The organism is Microbulbifer agarilyticus (assembly GCF_019800665.1).
Taxonomy (GTDB): Bacteria; Pseudomonadota; Gammaproteobacteria; order Pseudomonadales; family Cellvibrionaceae; genus Microbulbifer; species Microbulbifer agarilyticus_C.
Map to the genome: position 1 here is coordinate 796,583 of NZ_JAHVKO010000001.1, position 11,515 is coordinate 808,097.

9 protein-coding genes are annotated in these 11,515 nt (G+C 55.5%); 7 read left to right on the top strand and 2 right to left on the bottom strand.

Going from position 1 to position 11,515, the window contains the following annotated elements:
- Positions 1–22 precede the first annotated feature (22 nt).
- From KUV22_RS03305 to KUV22_RS03320, 4 genes are all read left to right on the top strand, one after another.
- The gene (locus tag KUV22_RS03305) at positions 23–967 is read left to right on the top strand and encodes an LLM class oxidoreductase (RefSeq protein WP_222228346.1); all 945 of its coding nucleotides are present in this window, start codon (positions 23–25) and stop codon (positions 965–967) included.
- A 13-nt stretch (positions 968–980) separates the two neighbouring features.
- Positions 981–1,775, top strand: coding sequence for an SDR family NAD(P)-dependent oxidoreductase (locus KUV22_RS03310; RefSeq protein WP_222228348.1), 795 nt, complete (start codon positions 981–983; stop codon positions 1,773–1,775).
- A 42-nt stretch (positions 1,776–1,817) separates the two neighbouring features.
- Positions 1,818–2,804, top strand: a complete 987-nt coding sequence (locus tag KUV22_RS03315) for a zinc-dependent alcohol dehydrogenase family protein (protein ID WP_222228350.1) — start codon at positions 1,818–1,820, stop codon at positions 2,802–2,804.
- Between the two features lie 457 nt (positions 2,805–3,261).
- Complete coding sequence (locus KUV22_RS03320) at positions 3,262–4,953, top strand: cytochrome-c peroxidase (protein WP_222228352.1); 1,692 nt, start codon at positions 3,262–3,264, stop codon at positions 4,951–4,953.
- A gap of 127 nt (positions 4,954–5,080) precedes the next feature.
- Here the strand turns inward: KUV22_RS03320 and KUV22_RS03325 are convergent, their stop codons facing one another.
- The gene (locus KUV22_RS03325) at positions 5,081–6,088 is read right to left on the bottom strand and encodes a linear amide C-N hydrolase (protein ID WP_222228354.1); all 1,008 of its coding nucleotides are present in this window, start codon (positions 6,086–6,088) and stop codon (positions 5,081–5,083) included.
- 184 nt (positions 6,089–6,272) lie between these two features.
- Positions 6,273–6,929, bottom strand: coding sequence for a trimeric intracellular cation channel family protein (locus KUV22_RS03330; RefSeq protein ID WP_222228793.1), 657 nt, complete (start codon positions 6,927–6,929; stop codon positions 6,273–6,275).
- Positions 6,930–7,120: 191 nt separating this feature from the next.
- On the opposite strand from KUV22_RS03330, the gene KUV22_RS03335 reads away from it, so the two are divergent.
- From KUV22_RS03335 to KUV22_RS03345, 3 genes are all read left to right on the top strand, one after another.
- A complete protein-coding gene (locus KUV22_RS03335) occupies positions 7,121–7,819 on the top strand; it encodes a TVP38/TMEM64 family protein (protein WP_222228356.1) in 699 nt (232 codons plus the stop codon).
- Positions 7,820–7,968: 149 nt separating this feature from the next.
- Positions 7,969–10,212 (top strand): hypothetical protein, encoded by a 2,244-nt coding sequence (locus tag KUV22_RS03340; RefSeq protein WP_222228358.1) that lies wholly within the window; start codon positions 7,969–7,971, stop codon positions 10,210–10,212.
- Complete coding sequence (locus KUV22_RS03345; RefSeq protein ID WP_222228359.1) at positions 10,209–11,504, top strand: glycosyltransferase; 1,296 nt, start codon at positions 10,209–10,211, stop codon at positions 11,502–11,504. The genes KUV22_RS03340 and KUV22_RS03345 overlap by 4 nt, the downstream gene beginning before the upstream one ends.
- Positions 11,505–11,515: the final 11 nt, after the last annotated feature.

Genomic DNA, 11,515 nt, shown 5'->3' on the forward strand with positions numbered 1-11,515 from the left:
AGTCGTTTCTGGCGATGACAAGATGGAATTTCCACCAATCAACCGGGCTTACAACCAGACCTATCGCCCAGGCAGGCTCAGCCTGGGACTGGTAGTGCCCATCGAAAATAGTGGCGCTTCTGCGGTCCCGCAAATGCGCGATCACCTGGAGCGGGTACAACTGGCGGAGACGTTGGGCTTTAGTGCCGTCTGGCTGCGCGACGTACCGTTTAACGTCCCCTCCTTCGGCGACGCCGGACAGCTATTCGACCCTTTTGTCTATCTCGGCTATCTAGCCGGCAATACCGAGCGCATCGCATTGGGTGTCGCGAGTATTGTCCTGCCCTTGCGCCACCCGGCCCATGTTGCGAAATCGGCCGCGAGCGTGGACGTACTCTCCAACGGCCGAGTACTGCTCGGCGTTGCCTCCGGCGATCGACCGGAAGAATATCCAGCCTTCAACAAACCATTTGAAAGCCGCGCGGAAAGCTTCCGCTCGAGCATCGACTATATCAATAACGCCTGGAAGGACACCGCCAGCTTCGCCAACGAATTTGGCAACCCAAGTGGTGGCATCGACCTGTTACCGAAACCAATCACCGGGCGGTTGCCGCTGCTGATCACGGGTTCGAGCCGCCAGTCTCCGGAGTGGTTGGCACGCAATGGCGATGGCTGGATCACCTACCCGCGCGGGATCGATGCGCAGGCAAGCATTATCAGTCAGTGGCGTACGGGTATTAAGGAAGCCGGTGGCCGCGACAAACCGGCCACACAATCCCTGTATATCGACCTCGTCGACGAGCCCGACGCGACACCGCAACCGATCCACCTGGGCTTTCGCTCTGGAGTGAATTACCTGCACCGCTATTTATCGTCACTGCAGGGAATCGGCATTAATCACGTCGCGCTCAACCTCCGTTTTAACCAAGCGGATATTGAATCAACCTTGAAACGTCTGGCGGAAGAAGTCTTGCCAGACTTTAGCTAACACGGAATCCACTATGACAAAACGGATATTGATCACCGGCTCTACCGATGGCATCGGCCTGGAAACGGCAAAGCTATTTGCGAAAAATGGCCACGAAGTGATTCTGCACGGTCGCTCTCAGGAAAAGCTGACCGCGGCAGAAGAAGCGATCAAAGCGAGCACACCGGATGCAGTTGTCAGCGGCTTCATTGCCGACTTCTCAAGCGTACCGGCGGTCAACGCGTTTGCGGACAAGATAATCTCCCACTTCGACCACATCGATGTGTTGATCAACAATGCAGGAATATTTCGTACCAGCCACACGACCACCGCAGACGGTCTTGATATCCGCTTTGCGGTAAACACCATCGCCCCATGGGTGCTGACCCAGCGACTACTGCCATTACTTGGCAAAACGGGTCGCGTGGTGAATCTCACTTCCGCCGCTCAGGCCGGTGTGGATGCCGATGCGTTTCTCGGCAAGAAGCCGCTCGATGCGATGGATGCCTACTCGCAAAGCAAACTCGCGCTGATCCAGTGGTCCAGACATCTGGCAAATGCACTCGGCAACGAAGGTCCGGTGATTATTCCCGTCAATCCGGGCTCGCTGCTCGCCACCAAAATGGTGAAAGAAGGCTTCGGCGTCGCTGGTAAATCCACCAGCATTGGCGCGCAGGTGTTGGTCGACGCGGCCCTCTCCGACACCTTTGCTAACGCCTCCGGACGCTACTTCGACAATGACGTAGGCCAGTTTGCCGACCCGCATCCCAGCGCATTAGACGAAGCGCAGGTGCAAGAAACCATGCGCATCCTTAAATCACTGGTTTGAACACACCCAATTACCGCCTCACGGACGAATCAGGAGCCCGACATGAAAGCAATGATTATTAATTCTTACGGCGCGAGCGATGTATTTGAGCTGGCCGAAGTTGCCACGCCCAGCGCTGGCCCGGGACAAGTTTTGGTCAAAATCGCCGCGACGAGTGTCAACACCGTCGATACCATGATCCGGCAGATGGGCAAGGAGCTGCCGCTATCCCCCGACTTGCCCGCCATCCTAGGGATGGATTTTGCTGGAACCGTAGAAGCGGTGGGCGAAGGTGTGGACGCCTTTGCCATTGGCGATGAAGTCTATGGATGCGCAGGCGGGCTTGCGGACATCCCCGGCGCACTCGCCGAATACATGGTTGCAGATGCCAAGCTGATCGCACTGAAACCAAAATCCGCCTCCATGCGTGAGGCAGCCGCCCTGCCGCTGGTCGGCATCACCGCCTACGAAGGTTTAACCCGCGCTGGCGCATCTCAAGGTCAGAAGGTACTGGTGCACGGTGGCTCCGGTGGTGTTGGGCATGTCGCGCTACAAATTGCCAAAGCCTTTGGTGCAGATGTGTACTCCACCGGTGGCGGTTCCAGGCAATTGGCGCTCATCGAGGATCTCGGCGCTACCGGAATCAACTACGTCGACGAGTCGGTGGAAGCCTATGTGGCGAAACACACCGATGGTGTGGGATTTGATGTGGTATTCGACTCCGTGGGTGGGGCTAACCTCACCAATTCCTTCGAAGCGGCCGCGCTGAATGCGCAGGTAGCCACCACCGTGTCGATGGTGGAGCTGGACCTGACACCCATGCACTTTAAAGGGCTGTCGCTGCATGTCGTGTTTATGTTGATCCCAATGCTCCATGATCACAAACGTGAAGAGCACGGAGTGATTCTACAGGAGCTCGCCAAGCTCGTAGACAACGGTAACTTGCGCCCGGTCGTGGATGAAAAGACCTTCACCTTGCAAGAAGCTGGCAAGGCACACGACCATCTGACCAGCGGAAAGGCGATCGGCAAGGTCGTTATCTCGGTTTAAGCGTACTCAGTCCGCCAGGGCAAGATTGACTTGCCCTGGTTACCTTCTGTTGTTCCAGCCCCTACTGCTACACGGCCAACGACGATGGTTAGCCCCTCCGCGCCAACCTGATTCAATATAACGCTGCGTATACGTCGTAAGCATTTCCCTTCTTATTAGACATATTGAAATTCGTGTCAGCCCAACAAAACCCCCGCCCCATATCGTTCAATTTTTAGACTTCCGCCTACGATTAACAGGTAGTCAAAAACTAACCACTAAGTCTTTTGGTGACATCGCTACACCCGTCCCTCGTTTTTCCGTCGCAGCATCGCGAATCGCACTTCACTACATGCCTGGCAAAGGGGAACAAATACATGGGCATGTATGAGGGTGCGGTTTGCCCGCAACGTAACCTTCCAGAAGGGACGTCGTTCGTTTAGAAGTTAAGAAGTACAGAGGTACAAGGAGCAACTCTATGGATAGGACGGATAGATTTCGAAGGCGTGCCCTACTGGCACTGATCTTCAGTATTCCATTAACTAGTCTCAACGCCACCGCCCAAGAAGAATCGGAACAGGTCTTACGGGACCAAGCGCTCAAGCTTTTGGGTAAACATGTGTTTTTCGATTCAGAACTCTCCAATCCAAAAGGTAATCAGGCCTGCGCCAGCTGCCATGAGCCGTTTGCCGGAGGTACGTCCGGCTTTTCGGACGTAAATGAAACAAGCGTGGTCGTGCCAGGCGCAACCGCACCCAATATCGGGAACCGCAAGCCGCCAACAAATACCTATGCATCTTTTACTCCACCGTGGCAACCAGCGGTGCCCGGTTCGCCCTGCAACCTGTTTGCCGGCATACCCTTTTGCGGAGGAAACTTTTGGGATGGCCGTTCACAGGGGAATGAATTCCCGCTGGGCAACACCGCGCCTGCCCCGCACCTGGGCGATGAGGTGTTCTACGACATTGAGAACGCTGCGATTGTGGCGTTCGGACAGTACAAGGGGCCAACCTCTGATCAGGCGTTAAACCCCATGCCGAATCCCGCAGAGCAAAACATTGCGCGCATCGATGTTTGCGAGCGGGTAAAAAACTCAATCTATGCACCGCTGTACAAACTCGCATGGGGTGTGGACCTGGATTGCAGTGCAACACTCGCTTACAACGACAACACCCATTACGACATTTCCTTTAAGCGGCTGATGTTATCGGTTGGTGCTTATCAGCACTCCGAGGACATCAATGCATTCTCATCCAAACGGGATATGGCACTGCGTGCAGAACTCGCCTGTGACGGGAGCAGTTATCCCGAGCATTACGATGCGGAGTTCTGTGCGCTGCTAGCTGAGAGCAATAAGGATGCCGGCCAGTTTCCTCTCTTGTTGCTGACCGAAGAGGAAAACCTGGGCCACGATATCTTCTATCAAAGCCCATTTGGGCCTCCCGGCCCGGTCGCTGCAGGTGCCTGTGCTCTGTGTCACTCTGGCCCTGGAGAGGATGGCTCTGAACCGTTACAGCTATACAGCGATCACAGCTATCACAATATCGGTGTGCCCCACAATCCGCATATCCCAAATACACCCGACCCAGGGCTCAGCAACCATTTGCTGGATGCCCTGCCCGGTCCAGTACGCACGCCGACTTTGCGCAATACCAGTAAAGGCGCGCAACCCGGCGTATTTACCAAGGCATACACACACAATGGCTGGTTTAAAAGCCTGGAAACCCTGGTGCACTTTTACAACACGCGCGACGTAAAAGTCCGTTGCGAGGCACTCATCCCGGAGACGATCCCTGAAGGTACGGAACTCACCGAAGCGGTAGCCCTCGCGAACGATTGCTGGCCGAGTCCGGAATTCCCCGATACCGCGGTGGGTGGACCAATACTTGGTAACCTTGGCCTGACAAGTGACGAAGAAGCCGCACTAGTGGCCTACATACATACACTGAATGATGCGCATACTGCTGAAGCGCCCGTCCTGCTCGATGAGAGCAACATCCGCGCGCGCCGGATCTTTACCATGTTTCAAATGCAGAAATGGGATCGAGAGGTATGTGTAATCGGCGGGGTAACCTCGAGTGCCCAAGCGGCGAGTCATTCACAAAGACCTTGCCTGCCACTCTCGGAGATAATCGAGTTGCTTGAGGAGGACGACTGGCTGATGCAATAAGGCCAGTTACACCCCAGTTACACTAGGGTAGTTGTCTACCTGTCTCATCTTTCTATTACATCTTACCGCTGCCGGTGGTCACAGCCAGTGAGGCCAAGACCCCGGCAGTGCTTTCAGCATAAAAATGTCAGGCCGCAGCTTTCCAGGTCACCACCGTGCCGGCCTTCTGGAAGGTGACGGACTCGGCAGGTGCGAACTTGCCAGACACTTCTCCCGCTGCCTCCAGATCCGAAGCAAGATCAAACATCATCACCGGTGCACCTTCGGATAAGTCCAGCTTGTCCATGTCAATCCACACTACATTTGGCAATCGTGAGAACTCAAAATAGTAACGCTTGTTGGTGAGATCACTGACGGATTGCCACTGGGTGGGAGAAACATTTGGTTGCACAGGATCAACATACCCCAGTGGGGTTGCCATGTTGCGCATGACACTCAACACACCGGCCACCGCCTCCTGATAGTTGGCGGGATGCTCCGGTAACGTCGTCAGGTAGTAGGCACCACGGGCAAATCGATCCTCTGCCTCAGCGCTGCCGGGGAGTGTTTTTTTGCCGCCGAGCCCCTGGTACTGCTTCATAAGAACCAGCTGCTCATCGTACACAGGCGAATTGGTCATCACACGATATTGCGCGCCGTGATGGATAACCGGTTTGCCGTGTAGAATCTCGATGATCGCTGAATCCCCGGATGCGTCGGAAACGCACATATGCATAGGCGAGTCGACATTGTCTCCGCGGTGCACAATCTGTACAGGGCGTATCTGCATTGCACGCGTCGCTGCGACGACCTCATCAACGGTGGCGAAACAATCCAGATAGTACTGGACCCACTCGGAAATAGAGAGTCCTGGCAGGCCCTCTTCACGCGCTCCGTACTCCGCCTCCGCGAGGTACAGTAACCGCACCGAAAGACCCGCTTCATTGAGCCCGTCGGCGGTGGCACAGTCCCAGATGACGGCACCGATGCTTCCGTATTTTGAAGTCCACTTCAACGTGTTACCGTCGGTCAATCCCTCGCGCTCAGCGCCGCGCGGGAAGACATACAACTTTGTTCCCATTTGTTCGGTCCAGTCCATATTGCGACCCACAATGACTGCCTGCCCTTCTTGCGTCCAGAGAATCGTTGAGCACATAAAGTTTCACCCCGTGATCAATCTGGTTGATGTCATTAGAAAGCTGATTCCGCTCGTTGCGGGCGCAGCTTGACTAGGTAAGGTTATTGTCGGGCGCTGGAATAACCAAGCCGCCTTCTAGGACTAAAACAAGGACGAAAAAGGAGTGCAAAAAGGAAGGAGCGAGAAAACTGCCAGCACAAAGCTATTTTTCTGTCTCCTTACTATCGACGGGTCGTGTAAGCAGGAAATCCGGGACATACAAGCGCCAGTGAATCGCGGCACCACGCAGGCAGAATATCAACAGCATGCTGAGGGCGCCTGATATGAGACCGGATCCGGGAAACATCGCCAAAAGAATGACGTAGGTGATACAGCCCAAAGTAACCGGTACTGCATACAACTCTTTGCGCATAAGCAGGGTCTGGTTGCCAGCAAGCACGTCACGCAACAGGCCGCCCCCAATCGCGGTAATGATTCCGAGCAAAATTGGGCCCAACGGCTGCGCGAACGAAAGGTCTATCGTTTTCTGTGTTGCCTGGATAGCGAATAAGGCGACGCCCGCGGCATCCAGGTACAACATTGCCCGATAAACCTGTCGACCAGTCATTCGCTTGTTAGCGATAAAGGCCACTAAACTCGCCGCCAGCGCTACCCAAATGTAATTCAGGTCTTCCGACCAGAAAACGGGCACACCCAAGATGAGGTCGCGCACGGTGCCCCCGCCGATTGCGGTGATAACACCCATAACAAGTGCGCCGAATAAATCGATGCGTTTTGGTGCAACAGCGGCGACTGCGGTCGCTGCAAATGCGACAGTTCCCGCCATGCCAAGTGCATATTGCAGCCCTTCTACTGTCATCAAGTCCTGTTACTCTTTCGCAATTTCGCCACACTAGAGAGCAGAGTTTAGAACGACTGACTCTGTAACCATGCTGTGCGGAACATCGTGTCACGCCGAGCCGCAGGTTACTGGCAAAATATGCGCAAATTTCGACTAGGCTAAGAGAATGACGCGCCTTTGATGGGGCGCGCTCCTCACGGGATCAATATATGAAGGGGAAGCATGCCTCAGCACTCTTTATGGCGGCTTGTATCGCCGGTGTGTGCATTGGCCTGGGACTAATTTACTACTTCGACCTCGACGAGCAGATTCTCGAAATCCTGCAATGGCTTGAAGATCAAGGCTGGCAGGCCAGCCTGTTGTTCATTCTTATTATGGCGGCGGCCATTATCTGCCTGGCACCCGGGGTGATTTTCACCATGGGTGCCGGATTCGTATTCGGGGTAATCAAAGGCACCGTGCTGGTTGTCGCTGGCACTGTCCTGGGTGCCGGTATTGCCTTTTTAATTGCGCGCTACCTGTTTGGAAAACGTCCGTCCGAATGGGTCATGTCCAAGGTCAAGCCAGCCAATATCGGAGACGTCATACGGGATGAAGGCTGGCAGATGATCATGTACACCCGTTTGGTGCCCCTGTTCCCATTCAAGCTTTCAAATTACTTCTTTGGCTTAACACCCGTGCGCTTCAGGGATTTCCTACTGGGCAACTTCCTGGGGGTCATCCCGCTCACCCTCACCAACGTGTACGTCGGGTCGATTGCTTCCGACCTCACCACACTCGGGAGCAGTGAGGTGGAAAGAACCCCGATTGAGTGGGCACTCTACGGAATGGGTTTTGTCCTGGCGATTGTGGCCCTGGTTGGTCTGACCCGTATTGCGCGACGCGCACTTGCTCCGTTGAAGCAATAAGTATCCGCAGGGTGGCACGCCATGCTTTTTATTGATTGTCTAACCTAAACAATGATGCCTGGAGCTATTCAGTGCCACCATCCGCTATTGAGCGGCCAGGAAAATGCGTGGCGAAACTTGAATTTGGCGATGAACGGAGGAGAACTCTCATGCCCTGGATGAAATGGCTTCCCTGGCGGTTCTTCGTGCGCAAGTTTGCGACGTCCCACGGTTTCCTCGATCCTTTGGCGGTCATGGCGCGCATGCAGCGCTTTGCCGAGCCATCGGAAGTCAGCGAGCCAATCGAGCTATTGCGCGCCGGGGTTATCTTCCATGCGCGCGCGCTGATGAACAGCAAGGTGATCCAGCACAATCTCGACTGGGTATGGCCCTACTGGATCGAACGCCAGTTCGACCCGGCGGATATATCCTTCATTCCGCGCGCCTTCTCTATTACCCACTGTAATCTCAGTCACCGCAACTGGACCGCCGTAGGCGTACCCGGCAGTGAGGAAATGCCCATCGTCGACCCTAGGGGGCTATTGACGCCCCACTACGATGGCTGGTCGATTGATGCCTGGGTGATCGGCGACGATGGAGAAAACCTGTATCCGTCCCAACGCGATGACGTTACCCAACGCTTGAGATTGCTCGATGGCGTTGCGGTGGTCACGCAATCCGGGACCGAACAATGCAGCCTGCTAAGCCGCGTCTGGGCGGAACTCGACGATCAAAACAACAATTGCCATATGCGCCTAAAGGCGAGCCACAGTAGCGGCGGCTGGTTGGTGGTGTCCCTCAGGCCATGCAATCCCGAGGGGGTTGCGTTTATCAACAAGATATCGCTGCAGGGCAACCGCGATGAATGGCTGGTGGATGGCAAAGATCGCATACTGTTCGACCGTCCGATGGATAGACATCACGCATCGGATTACAAGAAAGGGGATATTTCCCTGTACCTGCGCGATGACACCAATGAGATACATGCAGAATGTGATGTGGGCATGGCCACTGCCGCCGCGCTGTTTCGTATCGAGCCCGGGCAAACCCTCGACACCCTTGTCACCATTCCGCAACACTGCCCGTTAAACCGCCGCAATGCACCTCCTGGCTGGCGCGCAAATCTCGAAAAGCACTGCGCAATGAGTGTACCCGACGACCAGATGCAGTTCCTCTACGATGCTGCAGTGCGCACACTGATACTGCACTCCCCCCACGACGTGTATCCGGGTCCCTATACCTACAAGCGTTTTTGGTTCCGGGACGCGGCATTCATGATCCAATCGCTGTTGCACGCCGGTTTGCTCGATCGTGCCGCAAAGGCGCTGGAGCGCTTTCCATCGCGGCAGAAACGCAATGGCTATTTCCACTCACAGGATGGCGAATGGGACTCAAACGGCGAAGCACTCTGGATTATCGATCAGTACTGCCGTATCACCGGGCAGAAGCTCAAACCCGAGTGGCTCGACCCTGTGCTGCGTGGCGCACACTGGATTAACAACAAGCGACTGCCAAAAGATGGCAGCATTACCGGAGGCTTACTACCCGCGGGCTTTAGTGCGGAGCATCTGGGTCCAAATGACTGCTACTTCTGGGATGATTTCTGGGGCATCGCCGGCCAACAGGCGGCGGTGGCGATTTGCCAGCGTGAGGGCAACACGCAGGATGCGGAGACCTTTCAAAGTCACGCCGACGATTTTATGCTGACGGTGGATGAGGCCTTGCAAGGCTGCGCAGAACGACTCAAGCGGCCGGCCATGCCTGCTTCGCCCAAGCGGCGGCTCGATGCAGGTGCCATTGGCTCCATTGCCGCGGGCTACCCCCTCAAACTGTATGCCCCGGATGATCCACGATTGCTGGATCTGGCAGACTTCCTGCTGGACGAATGCTTTGTCTCGGGCGGATTCTTTCAGGACATGATCCATTCAGGCATCAATGCCTACCTGACAATCCATGTGGCCCAGGTACTGCTGCGTGCCGGAGACCCTCGCTGCATTGAGCTGATGCGCAATACCGCAAAACTCGCCACACCCACAGGTCAGTGGCCGGAAGCCATACATCCCCACTCGTTCGGCGGGTGCATGGGCGACGGCCAGCACGCCTGGGCGGCCGCAGAATGGGTAACCATGCAGCGCAATTGTTTTGTGCGTGAAGAAGGCGACAAACTGATTCTGGCGTCCGGGCTGCCACCGGAATGGCTGAGTGACACAGAAGCCAAGCGCCCTATTCTCTTTGGCCCGGCGCCCACGCACTTTGGCACCATTTCGCTGGAAATTATGCCCGGCGAAAACCCCCGCGTTTCCTGGAATGGGAAATGGCATGACGTACCGCCAATAATTGAAGTCCGCGCCTTTGGTTACCACCCGCAGGTTGTCGACCCGGATACAGAACAGGTGGAGCTCAAGCCACTGTGAATATCGTTATGCTCACCAACACCTACCTACCCCACGTAGGCGGTGTGGCACGTTCGGTCGCTGCGTTTTGCCGAGAGTATCGAAGGCAAGGCCATCACGTTTTGGTGGTCGCTCCAGAATTTCCGGAAAAGATCGAAAACGAGATGGACGTGGTGCGCATTCCTGCGATCCAGAATTTTAATGGCAGCGATTTTTCAGTTGCTCTGCCACTTTCTGGCGAACTCAGCGAACGGCTGGATTTTTTCGAGCCGGATCTCGTGCATTCTCACCACCCGTTTCTACTGGGTATGACAGCACTCCGCATTGCGCGAAGTCGCGAACTGCCATTGGTATTCACCCATCACACGCTGTACGAGCGTTACACCCATTATGTGCCAGCAGATTCCGATGCCTTGAAACGCTTCGTGATTGAATTGGCCGCCCGCTATAGCAACCTCGCCAGTATGGTCTTTGCACCGAGTGAAAGTGTCGCAGAGTTGTTGCGTGAGCGCGGGGTAAAGTCGCCAATCGGCGTCGTCCCTACCGGCGTGCAATTGGAGGATTACCGTAATGGTGACGGCGCTAAGGCGCGCGCACACTATGGCATTCCAGAGAGCGCATTCGTCATTGGGCACTTGGGAAGGTTGGCGGAAGAAAAAAATCTGGAGTTCCTGTCAGACACGGTGGCGGAATTCATGCAGCGCAACGCCAACACCCATTTTATGGTGGTCGGCAGCGGACCACTGGAAGCGCGCATTACACAAATTTTTGCCGAGAATGGCTTGTCGGATCGACTGCATTTGACCGGTATCCTGCAAGGTGAGGCGCAGCGGGATGCCTACAGCGCGATGGATGTATTTGGCTTCACCTCCACCAGTGAAACACAGGGCATGGTACTTACCGAGGCGATGGCCGCAGGCACCCCGGTAGTAGCGCTGGATGCCAGTGGTGTGCGCGAAGTGGTTGACGACCGGTTCAACGGGCGCTTGGTACTCAAGCACTGCCAGCGAGAGTTGCTTGCCGGATTCCAGTGGATATTCGATCTGGAGCCCCCAGAGCGGCAAGCACTGCATAATGCCGCGTTAGAAACCGCCGAACGATTTTCCATGGAAAACTGTGCGAGCGCGGCGCTCTCCCATTATCAATCTCTGGTCCATCAGCACTGGCCACTGGATGACTCCCTATATGCCCAGTGGATGCGATTACGTAACACCATTGGCGCCCAGTGGGAGATTCTCGAAGGCGTTACTGGTGCTGCCACTGCGGCGCTTGAGAATGCCGGCAAAGGCAAACCCCAGCAGGCCAATGATTAGGGAACCCAGCG

What these genes read in the sequence shown, in the direction of transcription:
- KUV22_RS03325 (WP_222228354.1), bottom strand. Translation starts at nt 6,088, where the DNA reads ATGTGCTCAACGATTCTCTGGACGCAAGAAGGGCAGGCAGTCATTGTG.
- KUV22_RS03320 (WP_222228352.1), top strand. Translation starts at nt 3,262, where the DNA reads ATGGATAGGACGGATAGATTTCGAAGGCGTGCCCTACTGGCACTGATC.
- KUV22_RS03315 (WP_222228350.1), top strand. Translation starts at nt 1,818, where the DNA reads ATGAAAGCAATGATTATTAATTCTTACGGCGCGAGCGATGTATTTGAG.
- KUV22_RS03310 (WP_222228348.1), top strand. Translation starts at nt 981, where the DNA reads ATGACAAAACGGATATTGATCACCGGCTCTACCGATGGCATCGGCCTG.
- KUV22_RS03340 (WP_222228358.1), top strand. Translation starts at nt 7,969, where the DNA reads ATGCCCTGGATGAAATGGCTTCCCTGGCGGTTCTTCGTGCGCAAGTTT.
- KUV22_RS03335 (WP_222228356.1), top strand. Translation starts at nt 7,121, where the DNA reads ATGAAGGGGAAGCATGCCTCAGCACTCTTTATGGCGGCTTGTATCGCC.
- KUV22_RS03305 (WP_222228346.1), top strand. Translation starts at nt 23, where the DNA reads ATGGAATTTCCACCAATCAACCGGGCTTACAACCAGACCTATCGCCCA.
- KUV22_RS03330 (WP_222228793.1), bottom strand. Translation starts at nt 6,929, where the DNA reads ATGACAGTAGAAGGGCTGCAATATGCACTTGGCATGGCGGGAACTGTC.